This is a genomic window from Indolivaga macrotermitis, assembly GCF_900128985.1.
Taxonomy (GTDB): domain Bacteria; phylum Bacteroidota; class Bacteroidia; order Bacteroidales; family Dysgonomonadaceae; genus Dysgonomonas_A; species Dysgonomonas_A macrotermitis.
In genome coordinates this window covers 525612-549348 of sequence record NZ_FQUC01000001.1, presented here as the reverse complement: position 1 = coordinate 549348, position 23737 = coordinate 525612, and the positions used below count along the sequence as shown (strand labels likewise).

16 protein-coding genes are annotated in these 23737 nt (G+C 40.2%); 12 read left to right on the top strand and 4 right to left on the bottom strand.

Features of this window, described 5'->3' with window-relative positions; translation table 11 throughout:
• Positions 1-31: 31 nt before the first annotated feature.
• Positions 32-1480, top strand: a complete 1449-nt coding sequence (sufB, locus tag BUC12_RS02165) for a Fe-S cluster assembly protein SufB (protein ID WP_062175526.1) — start codon at positions 32-34, stop codon at positions 1478-1480.
• 79 nt (positions 1481-1559) lie between these two features.
• Here the strand turns inward: sufB and typA are convergent, their stop codons facing one another.
• Positions 1560-3359, bottom strand: a complete 1800-nt coding sequence (gene typA / locus BUC12_RS02160; protein WP_062175853.1) for a translational GTPase TypA — start codon at positions 3357-3359, stop codon at positions 1560-1562.
• 548 nt (positions 3360-3907) lie between these two features.
• Between typA and miaA the strand changes: the two genes are divergently transcribed.
• Positions 3908-4822, top strand: a complete 915-nt coding sequence (gene miaA, locus BUC12_RS02155) for a tRNA (adenosine(37)-N6)-dimethylallyltransferase MiaA (RefSeq protein WP_062175525.1) — start codon at positions 3908-3910, stop codon at positions 4820-4822.
• 2 nt (positions 4823-4824) lie between these two features.
• Here miaA and BUC12_RS02150 read toward each other — a convergent pair whose 3' ends face one another.
• Entirely contained in the window at positions 4825-5682 is an 858-nt protein-coding gene (locus tag BUC12_RS02150; protein WP_062175524.1) for a hypothetical protein, read from the bottom strand.
• A 104-nt stretch (positions 5683-5786) separates the two neighbouring features.
• On the opposite strand from BUC12_RS02150, the gene BUC12_RS02145 reads away from it, so the two are divergent.
• Positions 5787-7217, top strand: coding sequence for a CCA tRNA nucleotidyltransferase (locus BUC12_RS02145; protein WP_062175523.1), 1431 nt, complete (start codon positions 5787-5789; stop codon positions 7215-7217).
• Between the two features lie 549 nt (positions 7218-7766).
• Here BUC12_RS02145 and BUC12_RS02140 read toward each other — a convergent pair.
• Positions 7767-8333 carry a Crp/Fnr family transcriptional regulator gene (locus tag BUC12_RS02140; protein ID WP_062175522.1) on the bottom strand — a complete coding sequence of 189 codons (567 nt, stop codon included), beginning with the start codon at positions 8331-8333 and terminating at the stop codon, positions 7767-7769.
• A 255-nt stretch (positions 8334-8588) separates the two neighbouring features.
• On the opposite strand from BUC12_RS02140, the gene BUC12_RS02135 reads away from it, so the two are divergent.
• The 3 genes from BUC12_RS02135 (at position 8589) to BUC12_RS02125 (ending at position 11690) form a co-directional block, all read left to right on the top strand.
• Positions 8589-9038, top strand: a complete 450-nt coding sequence (locus tag BUC12_RS02135) for a hypothetical protein (RefSeq protein WP_062175521.1) — start codon at positions 8589-8591, stop codon at positions 9036-9038.
• Positions 9039-9127: 89 nt separating this feature from the next.
• Positions 9128-11338 carry a TonB-dependent receptor gene (locus tag BUC12_RS02130; RefSeq protein ID WP_062175520.1) on the top strand — a complete coding sequence of 737 codons (2211 nt, stop codon included), beginning with the start codon at positions 9128-9130 and terminating at the stop codon, positions 11336-11338.
• A gap of 25 nt (positions 11339-11363) precedes the next feature.
• Entirely contained in the window at positions 11364-11690 is a 327-nt protein-coding gene (locus tag BUC12_RS02125) for a heavy-metal-associated domain-containing protein (RefSeq protein WP_062175851.1), read from the top strand.
• 30 nt (positions 11691-11720) lie between these two features.
• On the opposite strand, the gene uvrB is transcribed toward BUC12_RS02125, so the two are convergent.
• Positions 11721-13763, bottom strand: a complete 2043-nt coding sequence (gene uvrB / locus BUC12_RS02120) for an excinuclease ABC subunit UvrB (RefSeq protein ID WP_062175519.1) — start codon at positions 13761-13763, stop codon at positions 11721-11723.
• 1557 nt (positions 13764-15320) lie between these two features.
• Here uvrB and BUC12_RS02115 point away from each other — a divergent pair.
• The 6 genes from BUC12_RS02115 to BUC12_RS02090 are packed head-to-tail and all read left to right on the top strand — an operon-like array spanning position 15321 to position 23715.
• Positions 15321-16010, top strand: a complete 690-nt coding sequence (locus BUC12_RS02115; protein ID WP_062175518.1) for a hypothetical protein — start codon at positions 15321-15323, stop codon at positions 16008-16010.
• Between the two features lie 26 nt (positions 16011-16036).
• Positions 16037-16738: a hypothetical protein gene (locus tag BUC12_RS02110; protein ID WP_139261985.1), complete on the top strand. Its 702-nt coding sequence runs from the start codon at positions 16037-16039 to the stop codon at positions 16736-16738.
• Positions 16735-17223 (top strand): hypothetical protein, encoded by a 489-nt coding sequence (locus BUC12_RS02105; RefSeq protein ID WP_062175516.1) that lies wholly within the window; start codon positions 16735-16737, stop codon positions 17221-17223. Before BUC12_RS02110 ends, BUC12_RS02105 begins: the two co-directional genes overlap by 4 nt.
• A gap of 16 nt (positions 17224-17239) precedes the next feature.
• Positions 17240-17446, top strand: coding sequence for a hypothetical protein (locus tag BUC12_RS02100; protein ID WP_062175515.1), 207 nt, complete (start codon positions 17240-17242; stop codon positions 17444-17446).
• A 46-nt stretch (positions 17447-17492) separates the two neighbouring features.
• Positions 17493-20570 carry a hypothetical protein gene (locus BUC12_RS02095; protein WP_062175514.1) on the top strand — a complete coding sequence of 1026 codons (3078 nt, stop codon included), beginning with the start codon at positions 17493-17495 and terminating at the stop codon, positions 20568-20570.
• Between the two features lie 46 nt (positions 20571-20616).
• On the top strand, positions 20617-23715 hold the full coding sequence (locus BUC12_RS02090; RefSeq protein WP_062175513.1) for a hypothetical protein: 3099 nt from the start codon (positions 20617-20619) through the stop codon (positions 23713-23715).
• Positions 23716-23737: the final 22 nt, after the last annotated feature.

Sequence of the window (23737 nt, the reverse complement as noted above, 5' to 3'; positions counted from 1 at the left end):
ATATTTCCAGTACTATAAAGTTTACAGATAAATGCAAGAAGATCAAGATAAAATTTTAGATGAAGTAACGTCCGGTGAATACAAATACGGATTCGTTACCGAAATAGAGGCTGAATCGATTGGTAAAGGTCTGAACGAAGACGTTATCAGACTAATCTCATCGAAGAAGAATGAACCGGAATGGCTTCTCGAATTCAGACTAAATGCTTACAGACATTGGCTGACAATGAAGATGCCGGAATGGGCACACCTTGACATTCCGGAAATTGACTATCAGGATGTGATATATTACTCAGCCCCCAAACAAAAGATAGCACCTGAAAGCCTCGACGAGGTTGACCCCGAACTACTAAAGACGTTCGACAAACTGGGTATTCCTTTACAGGAACAAAAACAGTTAGTAGGTATGGCTGTTGATGCAGTTGTGGATAGTGTTTCCGTAAAGACAACTTTTAAAGAAACATTAGCTGAAAAAGGCATCATATTCTGCTCATTCAGTGAAGCCGTACAAGAACATCCCGAATTAGTACGCAAGTACTTGGGCTCAGTTGTTCCATACAGGGATAACTACTTCGGGGCACTTAACTCGGCTGTATTCAGCGACGGTTCGTTCGCCTATATACCGAAAGGAGTGAGATGCCCGATGGAACTTTCGACATACTTCCGTATCAATGCCGCTAACACAGGACAGTTCGAACGGACACTGCTTGTTGCCGACGACGATTCGTATGTAAGCTATCTCGAAGGATGTACAGCACCTATGCGCGACGAGAACCAGTTGCATGCTGCAATAGTTGAGATAGTTGCTTTAGACCGTGCAGAAGTGAAATACTCGACTGTACAAAACTGGTACCCGGGAGACAAGACCGGAAAAGGAGGTATCTATAACTTCGTTACTAAACGTGGATTATGTAAAGGTAATGGCTCTAAAATATCATGGACTCAGGTTGAGACCGGCTCTGCTATTACATGGAAATACCCTTCGTGTATTCTCGCAGGAGACAACTCCGTGGGTGAATTCTACTCTGTTGCAGTAACCAATAACTACCAGCAAGCAGATACCGGTACCAAAATGATACATTTAGGTAAGAATACCAGAAGCCGTATCGTATCGAAAGGTATATCGGCCGGATTCAGCCAGAACTCTTATCGTGGATTGGTTAAGGTTTCCCCTAAAGCGGAGAACGCCCGTAACCACTCGCAATGCGACAGCTTATTGTTGGGTGATAAATGCGGCGCACATACTTTTCCTTATTCAGATATAGGTAACGAAACTGCTATCATCGAACACGAAGCTACCACTTCAAAGATCAGCGAAGATCAGGTATTCTATTGTAACCAGCGTGGTATATCTACCGAAGATGCCGTAGGGCTGATTGTAAACGGATATGCTAAAGAGGTGATGCAAAAGCTCCCTATGGAATTTGCAGTAGAAGCTCAGAAGTTATTACAGATTAGTCTGGAAGGTAGTGTAGGTTAATCGCCCGCTACCATTCTGGCTTTAAATATTAAAGGCTGTTCTCTTCAGAACAGCCTTTAACTTTATATAGAGATTAAGATTACTTCTTAGCGAAACGCTTACGGTCATTCTCGTCCAGATATATCTTACGCAGACGGATAGCACCGGGTGTAACCTCAACATATTCGTCTTCTTTGATATACTCCAAAGCCTCTTCGAGACTGAATATAACAGCAGGCGCTAAAGAAGCCTTATCATCCGTACCCGAAGCACGAACGTTTGTCAACTTCTTGGATTTGGTAAGATTTACTACAAGGTCACCTTCTTTCGAATGTTCTCCTACAATCTGTCCCATATATATATCGGTCTGAGGCTCTACAAAGAAACGCCCTCTGTCCTGAAGCTTATCTATTGCATATGCAAATGCGTTACCCGACTCACTTGCTATAATAGAACCGTTCTGACGCTTGTCAATATCACCTTTCCATGGTTGGAATTCAATAAAACGGTGAGATATAATAGCTTCACCGGCCGATAATGTCAATGCTGCATTATTGATACCGATGATACCTCTCGACGGAATATTGAATTCAAGGAATGTACGTTCATTCTTAGATTCCATCATTACAAGCTCCCCTTTCCGGCGTGTCACAAGGTCGATAATCTTACTCGCATATTCATCAGGAAGATTGATAGACAACTGCTCGATAGGCTCGCATTTCACACCATCTATCTCTTTGATGATTACCTTCGGTTGCCCTACCTGCAACTCATACCCTTCGCGACGCATAGTCTCGATCAGTACCGACAAGTGAAGAATACCACGTCCGTAAACGATCCATGAGTCGGCACTCTCAGTCGTTTCGACCCTAAGAGCAAGGTTCTTATCCAGTTCCTTTACTAAGCGGTCATAAATATGGCGAGAAGTAACAAACTTTCCTTCCTTACCGAAGAATGGCGAGTTATTGATTGTGAACAACATCGACATAGTCGGTTCATCAATATCAATCGGGTCAAGAGGTTCAGGGTTTAACGAATCGGCAATAGTATCCCCGATTTCGAAACCGTCTATCCCAATCAATGCACAAATATCGCCGCATTGTACCGATTGTACTTTAGCTCTTCCTAAGCCTTCAAATACGTGAAGCTCTTTTATCTTGGATTTGGCTATAGATCCGTCACGTTTACAAAGCGACACATCCATACCTTCCCTCAGTTCACCTCTGTGTACACGGCCTACAGCTATACGTCCTACGTACTTCGAAAAGTCGAGTGAAGTAATTAGCATCTGGGGTGTTCCCTCCAATATTTCAGGAGCAGGTATATACTCTACAATTGCATCTAACAGAGCTGTAAAATCGGTGGCAGGAGTTTTCCAGTCAGTCGACATCCATCCGTTTTTAGCAGAACCATAGATTGTTGGAAAATCGAGTTGTTCTTCGGTAGCATCAAGAGAAAACATCAGGTCGAATACCATTTCATGTACTTCTTCCGGACGGCAATTCGGCTTATCTACCTTATTAATTACAACTATCGGCTTCAAACCTATCTCGATAGCCTTTTGAAGCACAAAGCGTGTTTGTGGCATAGGCCCTTCGAAAGCATCCACTAACAAAAGACAGCCATCGGCCATATTCAATACACGTTCTACTTCTCCTCCGAAATCGGCGTGCCCCGGAGTATCTATAATATTGATTTTAGTTCCTTTATAATTGATCGAAACGTTTTTCGAAAGAATAGTGATCCCTCTTTCCCGCTCCAGGTCGTTATTATCAAGAATTAATTCTCCGGCCTCCTGATTCTCACGGAATAGTTGTCCGGCCAGTAATAGTTTGTCTACCGTTGTAGTCTTACCATGATCGACGTGCGCAATGATCGCAATATTTCTAATATTCTGCATACCTAAATTTTGAGGGTGCAAAGATACAATAAATAATTGAAAATCTTTTCTATCTGCATCAATTAGTATCATTAAATCAATCTTATAAATTAAAGTGACACTAGGTAACAATTCCGTAACATGCCTGTATAACCAAGTGTCACCTTTGTCACCTTGCTACATCACTGAAAATCGCACAGTTAACCTCTCTAAAGTGACAAAAGTGACAGAATACACATCATTTTCAATATTTTTATTTTTCCTATTCATTTTTAAATATATCAAGTAGCTGTTTGCTCTGTTTATTAGTAATATAGATCAATAATTGAAAAAGATTCTTTTTAATATTTACTGTGCGCAATCAGAATTTGTCTTCGCTTTCGAATACGTAACGGGTCGGGCTTGAAGGCGCAGTCTTGATCTTTTGCTTCGTTTTGCATCAAGGTAAAATGAAGAACAAACCTTTAGGCGCGTTAATAAATAGCAAAAAACAAAAGAACCTTTTTCAATTACTGATTCTTTTTAATAGATAAATTTATACTGCAAAAAATCGATACCTTTGCATAAGTATGAGCAAATACGATTTAATAACTATTATAGGTCCGACAGCATCAGGTAAAACATCCTTTGCCTGCCGGTTGGCTTATACTCTCGACACAGAGATAATCAGTGGAGACTCACGACAGGTATACAAAGGGATGGATATCGGTACAGGCAAAGACCTGGGCGACTATGTCGTAAACGGAATTCCTATCAAGTACCATTTGATAGACATCAAAGATGCCGGATACAAATACAATATATACGAGTATCAGCACGATTTCCACGAAGCATACACAGCCATCCGGTCGGAAGGCAAACTCCCGGTACTTTGCGGAGGATCGGGTCTGTATATAGAATCGGTTTTGAAAGGTTATAATCTGATAAATGTACCGGAAAACAAAAACCTCAGAAAAAAACTCGAAAACAAGAGCCTTGAGGAACTCACTGCATTACTTGCCGCATACAAAACGTTACACAACAACACGGATGTAGACACGGCGCAGCGTGCGATCCGCGCAATAGAAATAGAAGAATATAAAAAAGAGAATGAAACGGATAGTAATGAATACCCTCCTATCAAAAGTCTCATTCTGGGTGTCGATATCGACCGTGAAATCAGACGCCAGCGAATATCCAGCCGTTTGAAAATCCGGCTTAAAGAAGGGATGATAGATGAAGTACAAGCTTTACTCGATCGGGGAATTTCGCCCGAAGACTTATTGTATTACGGGCTTGAATACAAATTTGTCACCCAATACATTCTCAAGGAATTGAGTTATCAGGAAATGTTCTCACAACTGGAAATTGCGATCCACCAGTTTGCCAAGCGGCAAATGACATGGTTCAGGGGTATGGAAAAACGGGGGCTTCACATCCACTGGATTGACGGCACGTTACCCGATACCGATAAAGTTACCCTAGTGAAAGAACTTTTGGAATAATTTCACTTCGCTTTTTGCTGTTCCAGTTTCAGTGTTTCGTTTTTTTGTTTTTGCTCATCCACATACTTAATCCTCAATGAGGCTTTGTCTTTTGCCGACATCAGGCTATCTTGCAACAGCAATAATTTAGACAAATTATAAGAGTCGGTTATCGCTTTCTTCTGGACATTCGACAAAGCAAAAGAAGTAGTATTTTTTCCCTTTAGAGTAATAGTGATAGGCTGCGATGCATTATTAAAGATAAAATCAGCCAATCCATTGTCATGAAACTTAGTGGCTTTTATCACTTCGTATTGCTTTCCCATATGGGAGAATCTGAAATTCAACCCCTCATCGTCGATAGGCTTCGTTTCGGCTAAGCTACCATCCTTTATTTTTGCCTGGATAGCATTATGCAATTGCCCTCCGAGGTACACACTTTCGATATACATAGGACCTTCCTCCTCGACTCCCGCACGGAGCATGGTGGCAGTCAAAACACCACCCGATACTGCTTTAGGAATAAAAGTACCCTTTGTATCCTCCTTATCTTTCTGATAAACGAAGAGTTTCTTCACAGAATCTATCCGGGGTTGGTATACAGTCATCAATGAGTCACAATCAACTATCTGCCGGGCATCATACGCCTTACGCACTTCCTGTTTAAGAGCCAGACCTTCCTTTATCTCGGGAAAAGCTTTCGGAAATAGTATCTGTATACTATCTATCCTGCTCAAAGCCTCAGGATAAGCGCTCTGTTGATACAAAGCCTTTATACTATCCAGATATTTGATCGCTTCTTCATTTTTTTTCTCCTGACAAGAATTCAGGGTAAAAAAAGCTCCTATAACCGCTAATAAGTATATATATTTCTTCATCATACAAAATCTGTTTTCACAAAAATAGCATTATTTTACAGCTTTCTAAGTCGGATTATTGTATTTTTGTGCGAATTTAAGGTTGTAAGCCTAAGAGAATAGAAATAATGCGTTTAGACGAAGACAAAATACAAAAACATTTTTCGGGTAAAATATTCGATATCATCAGTTCTGCCGCCGACGAGATGAATCTTGAATGTTATGCAATAGGTGGATATGTAAGGGATATATTTTTATATCGTCCATCGAAAGACATCGATGTAGTTACTGTCGGCAAAGGTATAGATCTGGCAAAAGCCGTAGCCAATAAAATAGGCAAAGGCGTAAAACTATCGGTGTTCCAGAATTTTGGAACAGCCCAGATCAAATACAAAGACCTCGAAGTTGAATTTGTTGGTGCCCGTCGCGAATCGTACGAACGGGGCTCCCGTAAGCCATTTGTCGAAGACGGAACGCTGGAAGACGATCAGAACAGGCGCGATTTTACCATCAACGCTTTAGCCATCTGTTTAAATAAAAACCGCTACGGCGAACTGCTTGATCCATTCGGAGGACTGGAAGATCTTGAAAACTGTATCATACGCACCCCACTCGATCCCGATATTACATTCAGTGACGACCCATTGAGGATGATGCGTGGAATACGCTTTTCGAGCCAGCTGGGTTTTGATATCGAACCTGAAACCTTCGACGCAATCAGCCGCAACAAAGACCGTATCGAAATAGTCTCGAAAGAACGTATTATAGACGAGTTGAATAAGATAGTACTCTCTCCCAAACCTTCCGTAGGCTTCCTGTTACTGGACAAAACCGGCCTGCTCGAATTGATCTTCCCCGAACTGGTTGCCCTTAAAGGTGCCGAAACAAAAGATGGTGTAGGACATAAAGACAACTTCTACCATACATTATCGGTGCTGGACAACATCTCTCTCAAAACCGACAACCTTTGGTTGCGTTGGGCTGCCATATTACATGATATTGCTAAACCTGCCACCAAACGGTGGGACAATCGTCTGGGGTGGACTTTCCATAATCACAATTTTATCGGGGAGAAAATGATTCCGGGGATATTCCGCCGGATGAAGTTACCTCTTAATGAAAAAATGAAATACGTTCAGAAACTGGTCGGGTTACATATGCGACCTGTTACTTTAGTCGAAGATGAAGTGACCGACTCGGCTGTCCGCAGGTTACTATTCGAAGCCGGAGACAATATCGAAGACCTGATGATACTTTGTGAAGCTGACATCACATCTAAAAATCAGGACAAAGTACGCCGTTTTTTGAAAAACTTTCAGATTGTCCGTCAAAAGATGAAGGACATCGAAGAAAAAGACCATGTACGGAACTTTCAGCCACCGATAGACGGGCAAGAAATTATGGATATATTCGGATTAGCACCCGGTGCTGAAGTGGGACGCCTGAAATCTTCGATCAAAGACGCCATTCTAGACGGAATCATACCCAATGAATACGAGGCTGCTTATCAATATCTGGTAAAAAAAGCTGCCACTATCGGGCTCAGTCCGGTAAAATAAAAAAGAAAAAGACACCTATAATAAATCATAGGCTCAATAAATCGGTTATTTATTTCTTAGGGGAAATTCACTTCACAAATAACCACCGCCACATCATGCCTTCGGGATTCCCCTCAAAAGCAGCGAAGGCCACCCCACTGGGGTAGCCTTCAAATCCAAAGTAGTAATAATTCTACATTGCGTTAAGAAATGCCTGTTTATTCAACAGAATAGAGTGTTGTTGATGATTCTTTATATATTAAGAAAAATGATTCATTTAAGTTGTTCATATTGTTTTTAAGTGTTCAGTATTTAAAATATCTACCACAGATCTCAGCTAAAAGACCCCGAAATAATCAGGTAAGTTCTGCGAACTCAACCTAAATCCTGCATTTTTAATACAGTTACATAGCTTTTTACATTCTGTTTTAACAAAAACTATGTAAAATATGATATTGAATTGATAAAATACTTGTTTATTAAACGTTGTTCTATCTATAAATATTTAACTCTTACAATAGCAAATATAGAAACATAGAATTTAAAAAACATTGATTTAAATCAAGCATTTCAAAATAATGCTATTTTTCTTCGAATCCGGCTTAAAGTTTCGGGCGTCATTTTGATAAAGGAAGCTATTTCCCTAAGGGACACCTCATTTACAATCTGAGGATAGCGTTCTAATAGTTTCAGATAACGTTCTTCCGGTTGGTCGCAGTAAAGGCTTAGCATTCTATTGTAAATATCCGCAAGAAACGTCTCGGCCACTCTTGCCCTCAGATTTGTTGTGTCCTGATTTATAAAAAAATCCTGAATTTCTTCAAATGTTAATACATAAACCACGCTATTGCGAATGGCTTGTGCATCGGTAACCGATAAAGTCTGTGTCTGAAAAGCCCCGTAATTAACAACAAAGTCATTTTCAAAACTATACCCTACAATTTGCTCTTTTCCGGTTGTCGAGTAGCACAGATAACGAAACCCTCCGGACTTAATAAAGCCGGCTGTTTTCTGATACTGCCCCTGACGTATAAAGTAATTATTTTTTTGACACTGATGCACTTCTCCTTTTTCTAAAAACAGTTCCCTGATTGTAGAAATCCCCGCCAGATTCAAATATTCATTAAAAACCTTCATATCAAAAAAATTATATTGTGGGTTGTGTTATTTTTTGCATTCCTTAGTTTCCGGACAATGTTAAAATAATTTATTTTAAACTATCCGGACCAGCTCCTTTTATTTCATTCAGCTGTTAAATTTAATCTTTTTATTAAAAAACAGGGCTTACATTAGCATTTAATTTACCAAATATCAAAAAAAATAACATCTCTTATGAACGTTTATTTTGCCAATAACCAGATCGTATATATATTTGCATTCTTGGATATTTAGATGAAACAGATATTAAAACATATAGTAGTGCTGTTTATGGCTGCAACAATCTTCTTTGTTGGAGCCGGAGTTACTATTGTCAACCTGTGTTGTTCCGGTTGTACCGATACTGTTTTGTCTATCGCATCATCCGGCGATGAGTGCAACAGCCACCATATGGAAAGCGCTCCTAAAGCAGACTCTTGTTGCAGTTCTAAAGGCATGGAAAGCAGTGAATGCCCCAGCCATTCTGAGAATTCTTGCAGTATCGAGCGTATATCGATAGATATTTACAATGCTATATATAAGCCCGATCTATCTGGTCTTCTTGTATGGTCGGCAACACCTTTGCATTACGGATTTACATTTTTATCATCAGTTGCAGAAAACCACATACAGCCTGATGTTAAAGAACATATACCTATTCCACCCCGGGATTACTTATCCCTGATACGAATTCTTATAATTTGATTTAAACCCGGATTCAACTGTTTTTCTACACGATATTTTTGTGTAGGATATTATTTATGTATCTAGGTTTTATCAAATTAATGTTCACAATGAAAACATTTAAACCCACTATATTTTTATTATTATTCTTATTTGCGCTGACTGCGCATGCCGAAAAGCTAAAAGGCTATATTTATGCATCTGACAATTCTCCTATTATTGGAGCTCAGGTACGTTGGGAAAATGCCAAAAGCGGAGTTACATCCAACGAAGATGGTTACTTCGAAATCAATGGCACACCTCACAAAGACCATATGCTGGTCGTTTCATACATCGGTTTTACTGAAAAGGTTACCCATATAAATGATTTTAAGGGCGAACAAAAAATCACGTTGTCCGAAAACACCGAGTTAGGCGAAGTCGTTGTAACAAAATCTGTTGCAGGACGAATATCATCGCGTACCGAACTTTTAAATACAGAAAAGCTATCGGCCAAAGAACTTACCCGTGCGGCTTGTTGTAATCTGGCGGAGAGCTTCACTACAAACCCTTCGGTAGACGTATCATACAGCGATGCGGTTACAGGAGCGAAGCAAATACAGCTACTGGGTATATCAGGAAACTATATACAAATGCTGACCGAGAACTATCCTAATTTCAGAGGTGCTGCAAAGCTATATGGGTTGGATTATATTCCGGGCCCGTGGATGGAGAGTATCCAAATATCTAAAGGCGCCGCTTCGGTAAAAAACGGCTATGAATCAATATCTGGGCAGGTTAATGTAGAGTATAAGAAACCGACAACAGCCGATCCTTTGAGCCTCAATCTATTTATGAGTGATGCCAGCAGAGTAGAAGGCAATGCCGATGGAGCTATTAAGATAAATGATAAATTATCGACAGGTATATTTGCCCATTATTCGAACGAGAAGAAAGGCCATGATGATAATAAAGACGGTTTTCTGGATATGCCCCAGAAACATCAGATAAACCTGATGAATCGCTGGCACTATCAGACCGACAAGTTTATCTCCCAGTCTGGAATAAAGTTTATCAACGACGAACGGATCAGCGGACAAACTTCACATACGATGAAGAACGATAACATGTACGACCCTTACCGCATAACAAATTACACTAACCGCGGAGAGATTTTCTCTAAAAACGGATATATATTGAATCCGGAGAGAAATGAGAGTGTAGCTCTTATCGTTTCGGGATCCTACCACGATCAGAAATCGAAATATGCTTCGAGCTTATATAACCTGTATGAAACCAACTTGTATGCATCGCTTATGTACGAACGCGATTTTTCGCCTATGCACAAATTGAGTACAGGCCTTAGCTATAACTGGGATAAGTATTCCGAGACAATAGATATCCCCCAGTTAACGATGGGAAACCAACCCGATAAAGAGACTGTAACAGGTGCTTATGCACAGTATACTTTCAACCTGAATGATAAACTTTCTGTACTTGCCGGATTGAGAGCCGACCACAGTTCCCTTTACGATTGGTTTGTTACACCCCGCCTACATGTAAAATATGATGTTACACCTTGGGCACAAGTCAGGTTATCTGCCGGAAAAGGATACCGTTCGGTATTCGCCTTATCCGAAAACAGCTACATGCTTGCCAGTAGCCGGGCGATTAACATAGCCGAGAACCTGAAGCAGGAAAGCGGATGGAATTATGGTGTAAGTACAACATTCCACATTCCGTTGAATAATGAAGAGCTAACCTTATCCGGCGAATGGTTCTACACCGATTTTTCAAGACAAGTTATTGTAGATATGGAAAACCCTCACGCTATTAACATCTATAACCTGAACGGTAAATCGAATGCGCATGTATTACAAGTAGAAGCCTCGTACCCGCTATTCAGAGGATTCAACCTGCTTGCTTCTTATCGCTGGATGGATTCGCGTGTCAATTATGATGGAAAGGAAATGCGTAAGCCACTTACCAGCCGTTACAAAGCATTGGTTACAGCATCGTACGAAACGCCTCTAAAAAAATGGCAGTTCGACTTCACTACTCAATTTAACGGTAGCGGCAGGATGCCTACTCCTGATGCCGAAAATCCACTTTGGAACAAAAACTTCAAATCATTTGTTGTAATGAATGCTCAGATTACAAAATATTTCCGAAATTGGAGTGTTTATTTAGGAGGAGAGAATCTGACTGATTTTACGCAGAAGAACCCAATCATCTCAGCAGACAACCCTTATGGTTCTGATTTTGATGCGACTATGGTATGGGGGCCTACACAAGGTCGTAAATTTTATGTCGGATTCAGATATAATATAAGTAAATTATAAAAACCAATATAAAACCTTTATGTATATGAAAACTAAAATATTTTTATTCTTAATCGCATGCTTTACCGCAGTAAGCATCAATGTACAGGCACAAAGCAATAAAGAAAAAAAGAGTAACAAAGAGGAGGTGACCTTTGACGTATCTATGACCTGCCAGAACTGCCAGAAAAAAATAGAGAAGAATATTGCCTTCGAGAAAGGAGTTTCTGATATGAACGTAGATCTTCCGGCTAAAACTGTAATGATTGTCTATAACCCGGCCAAAACCAATGTAGGAAAGCTTCAGGAAGCAATTGAAAAACTAGGCTATACTGCAACAGTACATAATAAGGTAGAGAATGCTAAGAAGTAATTAGCAAGAGAAATAGATAAAAAAGGCAGATTAGATCAATCTGCCTTTTTTCTTTGTCCTCTCGTAGAGAGTATCTTCGAGTTTTATTAATTCATCCCTATATTGGGCAGCTTGTAGAAATTCCAGTTTCTTGGCAGCCTCCGACATCATTTTTTTCATCTTCACAATAGCCTCCTTCAAATCATCTATACTCTGGTAAGCATATTCAGCTTTCGAATCAGCAGCTATAGATATACGTTCCGGCTCTACATATGCTTTTGACTCTCCGTCAACACCACGATTTAAGGTGAGTGCCGACCCTCTGGCTTTCTTTATCTGCTGTGGTGTAATACCATGCTCAGCATTATAAGCCAACTGAATTTCGCGCCGGCGGTTAGTCTCATTTATAGTCAGTTGCATACTGTCGGTCATCTTATCTGCATAAAAGATCACTCTACCGTTCACGTTACGCGCAGCACGCCCCACTGTTTGTGTCAAAGACCGGTGGGAACGCAAAAAACCTTCTTTATCAGCATCCAGTATGGCAACGAGAGAAACCTCCGGTAAATCCAACCCTTCGCGTAAAAGGTTGACCCCGATAAGTACATCGAACAGCCCGTTTCGGAGGTCGTCCATGATCTGAACCCGGTCTAATGTTTCCACATCCGAGTGTATATAGTTACATCTTATACCATTGTTAGACAGATAAGCTGTTAACTCTTCCGCCATACGCTTGGTAAGGGTTGTTACCAGTGTACGCTCATCCTTTTCGACCCTGATTTGTATTTCCTCCATCAGGTCGTCTATCTGATTTAAGCTTGGGCGAACATCTATCGGCGGATCGAGAAGCCCCGTCGGACGGATCAATTGCTCTACAACAACCCCTTCAGACTGAATCAGCTCATAGTCGGCAGGAGTTGCACTCACATATATAACCTGCTTAGCCATAGCCTCGAATTCTTCAAACTTTAGAGGACGGTTATCAATAGCAGCCGGAAGACGAAAACCATATTCCACCAGATTTTCCTTTCGGGAATGGTCTCCTCCGTACATCGCCCTGATCTGAGGTATTGTTACATGGCTTTCATCTATTACAATCAGGAAATCGTCGGGGAAGAAATCCAGCAAACAGAAAGGCCTTGTTCCCGGCGGACGGTTATCAAAGTATCTCGAATAGTTTTCGATACCGGAACAGTGCCCTACTTCCCGTATCATTTCAAGATCATAACTCACACGTTCATAAAGCCTTTTAGCTTCTAATGGCTTTCCTATCGACTGAAAAAAATCGACCTGACGACCCAGATCTATTTCTATCTCGGAAATCGCACGGTGTATCCTGTCTTTGGTCGTAACGAAAAGGTTAGCCGGATAAATACGGTATTCTTCGAACGATTCAATTTTAACTCCGCTTTGAGGATCGATACTTTCAATCGATTCTATCTCTTCATCCCAAAACATCACCCGGATAATAATTTCGGCATATGCCAGATATATGTCTACCGTATCACCTTTTACCCTGAAATTCCCGTGCTCGAAATCAACTTCATTACGTGAATATAGACAATCGACCAGAGCGCGTAAGAAATTGTCTCTGCCGAGCTTTTTATTCTTAGATACAAGTATTGTATTACTCTTAAAGTCCTCAGGATTTCCCATACCATAAAGACAAGAAACTGAAGAGACTACAATTACGTCTTTCCGTCCTGACAATAACGACGAGGTAGCTGCTAAACGTAACTTTTCTATTTCGTCATTAATTGACAAGTCTTTTTCTATATAAGTATTAGTAGAGGGAATATATGCTTCGGGCTGATAATAGTCGTAATACGAAACGAAATATTCAACCGCATTATCCGGAAAAAAACCTTTAAACTCGCTATAAAGCTGGGCTGCCAATGTTTTATTGTGACTCAACACCAAAGTAGGCTTATTTACCTGATTGATAACATTAGCCGCAGTAAACGTCTTGCCCGATCCCGTTACCCCCAATAGGGTCTGAAACGGAACATGGTTATTCAGACCATCCACCAATGCTTTAATCGCAGTAGGCTGATCTCCCGTCGGTTTATAAGCCGATGTTATTTGAAAATCCATAATAATCTAATACTACATGATAATATATACTCCAAAGATAGCTATAAATAAAGGAATGTATCTAAAGACATCCCCCACCCTTATTATTTATTTCATAATTATACGCCAATCATCTTATTATCAAATATTCAGGTTGAGAATAATTCAGATAGGATTCATTTTATAATTATGATATACTATATACGTTTAGAACTCATTTTTTGTTCAATTGAAAACATTTCTTATATTTGCGACACAAAACAACTCACGACAATCTCCGGATGACAAATATTTTCACATATAAAATATTCAACAACAGCTTAAATTTTAACAATTTAAACTTGCCTGTTTATGCTGAAATATTAGAGAGAGAGAGAGAGAGAGAGAGAGAGAGAGAGAGAGAGACGCACCTGATGCGTTAACTAAGCGAAAAAATCTATTGTGTCAAAATGACGGGGCTTTTATTTATGTCTTCGTTTGGCTTGTCATATATATCCAATTTCAAATAGTATGTTGGCCGGGTAAACTGTGTCGGGTAGGATCATTGTTGTTTTGTTGTCGTTTGAGTACTACATCTTATAACAGTTTACACATAAGTCAACTACCTTATGCAGCAGGGTGCAGCGGATGCACTTTGCTGCATCTTTTTGTGCAAATATTACGAACAAGACAGCCTTCTTGCTCCATAAATTTCAAGATACAAAATTCTTTAAAATCACAGGAAATCCGCAATATACCGAGAACTTCGAACTTTAGAGAAAACAAACATTTTAACCTCTGCGCAGACTTTATGTGCTTTGAAGTAAAACCCAAACATAAATCAGAACGTAAACATCCTTTCAATAACAACAAGCAGGGTACAAACTCTGAGAACAACAATTCAAAACGAAACGACAATGAAAACAAAAATTCCTTTATCATTTGGGATACTCTTGCCCAAAGCACCAAGTGCGTATATTAAACGCAACACAGAAACATCCAGCATTATTCTACCTATACGTACAACCGGGTTTAGACTGATAAACTTCAGTGATTTTTTAACAAAAACAGGGTATATAGCATGAATATACAAGTTAAATTTTAACTGTAAAAAGTCGGGAATAGAGCGCTAAACCGCGCTCTACAACACGATTTTATAAAAAAAAGATAAGAAACTAATTATTAAATGTTTATAATTTATTCATTATTCGATAAATTTGTTTTACTTTTGGAGATCGAAAGCAACGTCCGAACGACACATTATGTTATTTACGCAACAATTCTATGATCTCTATTTTAAAGATTACAGTCTCTTTTAGAGTGCTAATAATTCTAAGAAGTAAACTCAAATATCTGAGATTCGAACACAGGAAACTGCTCCCAGATAGAATGATAAGTATAAAAAATACATCATGCCTACTTGGTTAATTTTCTTCTGTTTCAGGTTTCAAAAAAATCTCCAATAATAAATAATTATAAATTGAATAGTTAAAAAACTCTGTTAATAATGTATTGATAAAAAACAATGCGTTAATAAAACACAACATAATTCAAGAAATTAAAAAAACAGTTTTGTTTAACCACAAATGAATATTAGGAATGAAAGTTAAATTATTTTTTTCCATTGTATTTTCCCTGTTTACTATGACGGCATTCAGCCAGGTAGGAATAGGTAAGACCACTTCTTCTGCCACATTGGATGTAGCAGCCATTGCTACTGATGCCTCGACTGCAGAAGGTTTTATCGCCCCCCGGTTAACAGGAAATCAATTGACTGCTAAAAATGCTCAATATGGAACTGCTCAAAACGGAACTATGGTTTACGTTACCGAAGTGGCGTCGGCCACTACCGGAAAAACGAAAAACATAAAAAGTATCGGATACTACTTTTATGATGCTACAGCCGAAAGTGGAGCTGGCTTATGGATAGCATTTGCCGACGAAACGAAAGAACAATTTTACGTTCCAACGCTTCTTTTACCAACGGATATGTATTCATTACCCGATAATACATATTATACTGCTCCTGCAACCAACAGGTTTACGGTTAACCTATTCGGTCTCTTCAAGGAGCAACTGGGTAATCCTAAAGCATCCAGTAACTCCATAGCTTCTCTGCAAACGGGAAGTAATACTGCAACTGACTACTATTACTTTATACTCTATTATGACACAACTGTATATACTTCGGTCTCTGTAACTACAGCCGGAGTGATGACGTATTATCTGGTAAGCGGATATACACCATCTGAAAAAACATTTATGAATATAATGCTCAGGGAAAAATAAAATAATCAATTAAAATACATCTGAAAATGAAAAAATTAAAACTATACTTATCCCTAATCTCTTTTATGTGCGTAAACAGCGTTATGTTTGCTCAGGTAGGAGTAAATACCGACAGCCCTGTGGCCACGCTCGATGTTGTAGCTTCAAATACAGGTGCTACAACAGCCGAAGGTTTAATCGCTCCCCGGTTGACAGGAGATCAACTGGCTAGCAAGAATGCACAATATGCGGCTGCACAAGATGGTGCCGTTGTATATGTTACAGCAGCTGCAACAGCCCCTGCAGGCAAGACTATAAATCTAACAACAATCGGATATTACTATTACAAAGCTACTGCAGATAACGGAGCAGGAGCTAATTCGGGTTTATGGATACCTATCACCGGAACTAAAAAACTCCAGTTTTATATGCCTTCGGTAGTTCTTCCAATCGAAGAAGATGCATTGCCCGATGCTACAAATTACACTTATTCAGCTGGCGTCTTCACTGTTAAATTGTTTGATATCTATAAATCGCAGTATGGTACTCCAAAAGTTAAGAGTGCTACAGCAGCTGCTCTGACTGTTGCTGCAACATCTGCAGATATGGACTACTTTGTCCTTTATTACGACCCCTTGGTTTATACATCTGTCTCTGTTTCGGCAGCAGGAGTATTAAGCTATAGTGTAGTTGCAAATTACACTACATCCGAAAAAACATTTATGAATATAATGTTCAAAGAAAAATGAAAAAATTACTGATATTTATATATGTAGTTTGTATAGCAACTACAGCCGTATATTCGCAAGATTCTCTTCGTATAGACAGAGTGGTGCTGACTGTACACAATAATGACTCTAAGTCTCAGCTTTTTGTCAAGACCCTTAACGACTCTGTGCAGATTATGACCTCAGACTGGGACTTCCCTGTTCTTCCGGTTTTCAAATCGCTGGAGTTAACCGACGGTAAAATTACCACAGTCCAAATTTTAGGTGATGATAATAAGTACAATGTGAATTCGGAGAATGTATTAACATTGGCTGAACCTCAATCAAATAAGAAAGAAACCACCGAATCTACAGAATCCGGCAATAGCATTCAACTATTTGACTACACCATTAAAGAATCGGGTAACCAATTGACCATAACTTTTGATAATATTGTTTACGGATCTTCCAAATATCCGGGACAAACACTCGCAGGAAAATGTGAAATGATCTACATAAGACCTTGAAAATAGGAAGCTAATTATGAAAAAATTATTTTATCTGTTTTTGGGGATTATACTCTTCATTTCGGTTGTTTATATCCGGGATTGTAGTGATGTAACTATCACTGCTATATCCTTCTCTTCTACCTTTCAGAGTAATAGCTGTATCACAGCTACTCTTGGAGGGGCTTCGGTTCAGAACCCGACAAGCAAACAACACTCACTAAATCTATTACAGGAAGCATAACAATAGAACCTGTCACTATAGTATAAATATTATCTTGAACGACATAATGAAAAAATTATTGACACTTATATATATGGTCTGCCTGACAAGTATGGCTGTATATTCACAGGATTGTAGCGATGTCACTATCACAGCGACACCCTCACCTTCGACCTGCCAGAGTAACGGTTCGATTACAGTTACCCTTGGAGGAACGTCGGCTGAGAATCTCGTAAGCAAACAATACTCGATAAAATCTATTACAGGAAGCATAGCTAGAGGGCCTGTCAGCACTAATGTGTTTAACGACCTGCCTCCGGGTAGCTATTACGTCGAGGCAGCAGGCTACTGTGGTAGTTTAAGTGGCGAGCCCATTGTACGTACAGTCAACAATGTAACGATTACAGGTGATTATAAAGAACCTATGCTGTCATTTGTAGCTCCTACTGCCACCAGTACTGCATCAATACCTACCTCGCGTAATTCGTATGTAAATTGCAGTACAGGGCTTATCGTTGTATTTATGGAGAACGGAAATCAAACCACTACGCCAACCTTTACCATCACATCTGCCCCCTCGGGCGTTACTGTTCCGCAAACTGTGAATGTGACCAGAGCAACCAGTGGATCGGCTACTGCAGGATGGCGTTATACGCTCGACGGCACATGGCCGGCAGGAGCATATACTGTAGCTGTTAACGATGGTTGTTATACTGCAACGGCATCATTAGTACTTAATGAGCTTACAACTGTTCCTTCGGGAACTAATCAGAGATATTTTTACCCATACGGAGATGGTACCGACTGCTCGAAGTTCTATTATCAACCATATTATAGTTATGCATCCACTACCTATCCCGACTGGTACAGGTATTACTATGACGGATTATTTGAATATGGGATAGCACCTGTAGGGGAAACGCCCAAAGATGAAAACTGGTTCCAGGTCAGATACTTTAGTGGATCCAGTTCAACGTATAGAGACTTGTTTGATCTGAGTCCGAATAGTGTATCCGATTTTTATACCACAAATTCTTTAACTATTTATACCAGGGTAAAAAGTTGTCCAACAGCCATTACATCTTACGATACTTATAACCCGTATCAGAGATCTATAACTAGCAGTACTAATGCATGTTCCGGTATCCGTACTTATAGTTTTACTTATTCAAAAACCAGCTATCCTTACTATAATATGTTCTGTTATCCGCTAACTATCGAAATAACAAACAAATCGGATGGATCGTCTGTGTATTACAATGATAATTATTTGTATACTGATACTAATTTCTCATGGGCTTGTAATCCGGGAGATGACCAGTACCTGACCATAACTGATGCTTCAGGATTGGTAATCCAGAATAATTATTCAATGACTGGGGGTACAACTACAGCAATAGGAATAACCCTTAATTCAGTAGGTAGCTATCCTGAATATAACAATTGCGATTCTTACAAAAGGACCTATAGTACAAACAATTGTGATGCCGATTTGACCTTTCCATGTTATGTAACCATAACTGACGAATTTGGTAATGTATTTCAAAAGGACACATTGACAACGACAAGCTCTAAAACGGTTGATGGCTTACAGTATGGGATAACATATACATTTACTGCGGTATATCCAAATATGGGTAACCATACATCTACCGCAACATCAAATCTGCCACGGGCGACTTATATTGCCGACAGTTTTATCCTGACTAAAACCAGCACCTCTACCTGTAGCGATAATACAGGTATATTAAGAGTTGCTACCAACAGTTCGTCTAAATGTTACAAAGCAGGTACAGTAATAACAATCACAGGACCCGATGGGTATGAAAGCCAAACCTATACTTATACAGCGAATACAACCTCAACCAGTACCGGCTACTATAGAAATTTCGCTGAAACCTATCTTCCCCCTGGTGAATACACAGCTACTGTTCTATTTTGTGGGCAAACCTATACCACAAAAGCTACTATAGCAGCGGGATATGTAGGCGAGAGCCTGAGCTATACTACGACACAGGATTGTACAGGTCTAAGACTTTTCCCTTCAGGAAGTGTTTCCAACAATGGAACACCTTTGAGTGCTGCATATTTCCGTATGACTACTGTACCGAGCGGAGGGGATAACTCTAAAGTTATAACCAATGGTAGCGGAGACTATTTTACTCTTAATGCTGCAGGAACTTATGTTCTGGGTCTGATGTATTCAAATAGCCTTACCGGATGTGCCATTAAATTAGATACTATAGAATACAATCCTCAACCTATGGCTTTGGATCCAGATAAAACGAGTGCATATTCTTGTCCTTCAGGACAAACCGGATACCTTACTTTACAGGCGACAAACGGAGTACCGCCATATACTTATACAGTATATGATGAATCGAATACAACGCAACTGACCCCACCTATGACTTCGAGCACTGCAATAGACCTCGGTAACTTTGGTGTAGCAAACGAAACCTATACAGTACGCATGGTAGACCAGTGCGACAACGAATTTCCCCAGAAGGTTACCCTTGTCTCTCTCGACAGGACGGCTTTGGCATATGGAGGAACTCCCGTATGCTACGGTGGACCTATCAATATAAACGGATTTACAGTTACAAATGCTACTTACAAATGGACCGGGCCAAATGGATTCACCTCAAGTGAGAAGAACCCTGTGATACCTAATGCAACCGAAGTGAACGAAGGATGGTATAAAGTAGAGATTAACAGTGCCGCTTGTAATATAACCGTAAAAGACAGTATATATATAGCGGTATATGACCCTGTAAGTGTTGCCGATCTGGACGGAGTAATGCAGGAAGTAACCTTTTGCCCCTATCAGGCGGTTATTGCCGGACAAGCAGCAACCGGAGGTAGCGGAAGCTTTACATACCAATGGGCATACAATAACAACACTGCCGGTACCGGAACATGGGTTAATCTGACCGGAGAAACAAATCCTACGTTTAGAACAACTTCGACCACTTATATGTTTACTAGTACAGCAGCAAGTCCTTCTCGCAGATATTTGCGGCTCGCAATTACAGATGCCACATGTGGTACATTCTATTTGTATTACCATACCAACGTAAGAGCTTGTACGTTCCTTGTAAATCCCGATCTCAAGAGTCCCGGAGCACCGAGAGCCGGAGATTAAAATAAGATAGAACCGATCCATAATATAAATATTATATTCGAAGCAAATGAAGAAATTTTTGATATTTATATATATAGTCTGCTTTGCAACGATGGCTGTATATTCTCAGGATTGTAGCGATGTTACTGCTACAGCTACAGTTACAGCCTCAACCTGCCAAAGCAACGGTTCTATTACGATTACATTTTCAGGAGCTTCAGCTGGAAATCTGGTAAGCCAGCAATACTCGCTGAAGTCGACAACAGGAAGTCTCTCTATAGGCCCTGTCAGTACCAATGTATTTTCTAACCTGCCTCCGGGAACTTATAACCTGGAGGCTGCCGGTTACTGTGGCAGCATATCCGGTGAACCAATTGTGCGCACCATCAATGGTGTAGTAGTTACCGGGTCTTACGAAGAACCCCGGTTATCTTTTGTTGCCCCGGGACCAACACCTTCAACAACTGTTCCGACATCCCGTAAGTCATACACAGGTTGTAATACCGGCCTAATAGTGGTATTACTAGAAAATGGTAATCAGGCTGATATGCCTACCTTTACTGTCACATCCGCCCCCAATGGTGTAACAGTACCACAAACAGTAGGTGCGACTAAAGGAACCAGCGGATCGGCTACAGCCGGATGGCGTTATATGCTCGACGAAACCTGGCCGGCAGGCACATATACCGTAGTTGCCAACGATGGTTGTTACTCTGCTGCTGCAACCTTCGTCATCGAAGAACTCACAACAGTACCTCCGGGAAGTTCAAGTGCATCAAGTTTTCTAACATACGGAGACGGTACTGATTGCTCTAAATTTGTTTACCAACCATACTATTATTATACTATGGCTGCTTATCCGGACTGGTACCGGTATTATTCAGACGGGATGTTTGAATATGGAATAGCACCCGTAGGGCAAATGCCCAAAGATGAAAACTGGTTTCAGATCAGATATTTTAATGGATCGAGCGCAACTTATCAGGATGTATTTGATATCAGTAATAATAAAGTATCGGACTTTTATACATCCAATTCTTTAACAGTCTACACCAGAGTAAAGGGTTGCCCCACTTCAATGGCATCCTACAACACTTATAATCAGAACAGTACGGCCATGACTTATACACAAAATACTTGTACAGGAGTCAGAACCTACAGACCAAATTATATAAAGAGTTCCTATGGTTACTATCATACTTTTTGTTATCCGCTGACTATAACCATAACCAACAAGTCAGACGGATCAGTGGTATACAATAACGACAACTATGTTTATACAGATGCTAATTTCACATGGGATTGTGCCCCCGGAGATGATCAATACCTGAATGTAACCGACGCTTCCGGATATAAAATACAGACAAATTATTCAATGGTCGGTGGAACTCCATCGTCTTCAAAACCGACATTTTATCTCAACACTGTAAGTTCTTATCCTGAATACAATAATTGTGATTCTTACAAAAGGAGTTATTATACAGGCTCCGGTACTCCATGTGATGATGAATCTGCTTTTCCTTGCTATGTAACAGTAACCGACAATGTGGGTACGGTTGTCCTCCAGGATACATTGACCAGCACTGCAACTAAAATAATAGATAACTTACAGTACGGGGTATTATATACGTTCACTGCGGTTTATCCTAATTGGGATAATTACACTCTTACTACAACTTCTAATTTGGTGCGGGCGACCTATATCGCCGACAGCTTTACACTTACAAAATCCGGAATCTCCGCATGTAAGGAAAATGCCGGAACGTTAAGAGTCTCTACCGGAAATTCGAATAAATGTTACAAAGCAGGTACAGTAATAACAATTACAGGTCCTGATGGATATACAAGCCAGACCTATACCTATACTTCAAATACAGTCACTACCAGTACCGGATATTACAGGGATTTCGCTGAAACCGACCTTCCTCCGGGTGAATATACAGCTACTGTTCTATTTTGTGGGCAAACTTATACGACAACGGCAAATATAATAGGTGGATATACCGCTGATAAACCAACTTATACAACAACTAAGGATTGTATGGGTACTCAGCTCTATCCTTCCGGTGGTATTTCCAACAATGGTAATCCTCTTGCTACCGTGTATTATCGCATGATGTCGGCTCCATCCGGAAGTAGCGCCAGTTCGAAAGTAATATCAAGCACAAGTGGCGACTATTTCTTACTTAATACTGCAGGAACCTATATTCTGGGGGTGATGACCACAAATAGTCTTACAGGATGTGCTATAAAGACAGATACAATAGTGTATAATCCGCAACCAATGGCTCTGGATAGGGACAAGACAAGTGCATATTCTTGCCCTTCTGGCCAGACCGGATATCTGACACTTATGGCTACAAACGGGGTTGCACCGTATACCTATACCGTTTATGACGAATCGAATACAACGCAGTTAACCCCACCTATGACTTCGGAAAGTGCAATTGATCTCGGTGACTTTGGTGTAGCAAACGAAACCTATACAGTTCGTATTACCGACAATTGCGGAAACTCTTTTGACCAACAGGTAACCCTCGTTTCTCTCGACAGAACAGCCCTAGCTTACGGACAAAGCCCTGTATGTTACGGCTCGCCTATCACCGTCAATGGATTTACAGTTACAAATGCTAACTATACATGGACAGGGCCGAACGGATTCACCTCTGACCAAAAGAACCCTGTGGTGCCTAATGCAACTGAAGTCAATGAAGGATGGTATAAGGTTGAGATAGCCAGTACATCGTGCGGCATAACAGTAAAAGACAGTATATACATATCGGTATATGATCCTATAAATATTGCCGATCTGGATGGAGTAATGCAGGAAGTAACCTTTTGCCCCTATCAGGCTATTATTGCCGGACAGGCTGCCACCGGGGGTAGTGGAAGTTTCACATACCAATGGGCATATAATACCAATGCTGCCGGTACCGGAACATGGTCTAACCTGAGTGGAGAAACAAATCCGACTTTTAAAACAACTTCTACTACTTATATGTTTACAAGTACAGCAGCAAGCCCTTCACGCAGATACCTCCGTCTTATGGTAACGGATGCAACCTGTGGCACATTCTATTTGTATTACCATACTAATGTTAGAGCATGTACGTTCCTAGTCAATCCTGATTTGAAAAATCCGGGTGGACCGAAAACTGAAGATTAAAATAAAACAGATCGGATAAAAT

What these genes read in the sequence shown, in the direction of transcription:
- sufB (WP_062175526.1), top strand. Translation starts at nt 32, where the DNA reads ATGCAAGAAGATCAAGATAAAATTTTAGATGAAGTAACGTCCGGTGAA.
- typA (WP_062175853.1), bottom strand. Translation starts at nt 3,359, where the DNA reads ATGCAGAATATTAGAAATATTGCGATCATTGCGCACGTCGATCATGGT.
- miaA (WP_062175525.1), top strand. Translation starts at nt 3,908, where the DNA reads ATGAGCAAATACGATTTAATAACTATTATAGGTCCGACAGCATCAGGT.
- BUC12_RS02150 (WP_062175524.1), bottom strand. Translation starts at nt 5,682, where the DNA reads ATGATGAAGAAATATATATACTTATTAGCGGTTATAGGAGCTTTTTTT.
- BUC12_RS02145 (WP_062175523.1), top strand. Translation starts at nt 5,787, where the DNA reads ATGCGTTTAGACGAAGACAAAATACAAAAACATTTTTCGGGTAAAATA.
- BUC12_RS02140 (WP_062175522.1), bottom strand. Translation starts at nt 8,333, where the DNA reads ATGAAGGTTTTTAATGAATATTTGAATCTGGCGGGGATTTCTACAATC.
- BUC12_RS02135 (WP_062175521.1), top strand. Translation starts at nt 8,589, where the DNA reads ATGAAACAGATATTAAAACATATAGTAGTGCTGTTTATGGCTGCAACA.
- BUC12_RS02130 (WP_062175520.1), top strand. Translation starts at nt 9,128, where the DNA reads ATGAAAACATTTAAACCCACTATATTTTTATTATTATTCTTATTTGCG.
- BUC12_RS02125 (WP_062175851.1), top strand. Translation starts at nt 11,364, where the DNA reads ATGAAAACTAAAATATTTTTATTCTTAATCGCATGCTTTACCGCAGTA.
- uvrB (WP_062175519.1), bottom strand. Translation starts at nt 13,763, where the DNA reads ATGGATTTTCAAATAACATCGGCTTATAAACCGACGGGAGATCAGCCT.
- BUC12_RS02115 (WP_062175518.1), top strand. Translation starts at nt 15,321, where the DNA reads ATGAAAGTTAAATTATTTTTTTCCATTGTATTTTCCCTGTTTACTATG.
- BUC12_RS02110 (WP_139261985.1), top strand. Translation starts at nt 16,037, where the DNA reads ATGAAAAAATTAAAACTATACTTATCCCTAATCTCTTTTATGTGCGTA.
- BUC12_RS02105 (WP_062175516.1), top strand. Translation starts at nt 16,735, where the DNA reads ATGAAAAAATTACTGATATTTATATATGTAGTTTGTATAGCAACTACA.
- BUC12_RS02100 (WP_062175515.1), top strand. Translation starts at nt 17,240, where the DNA reads ATGAAAAAATTATTTTATCTGTTTTTGGGGATTATACTCTTCATTTCG.
- BUC12_RS02095 (WP_062175514.1), top strand. Translation starts at nt 17,493, where the DNA reads ATGAAAAAATTATTGACACTTATATATATGGTCTGCCTGACAAGTATG.
- BUC12_RS02090 (WP_062175513.1), top strand. Translation starts at nt 20,617, where the DNA reads ATGAAGAAATTTTTGATATTTATATATATAGTCTGCTTTGCAACGATG.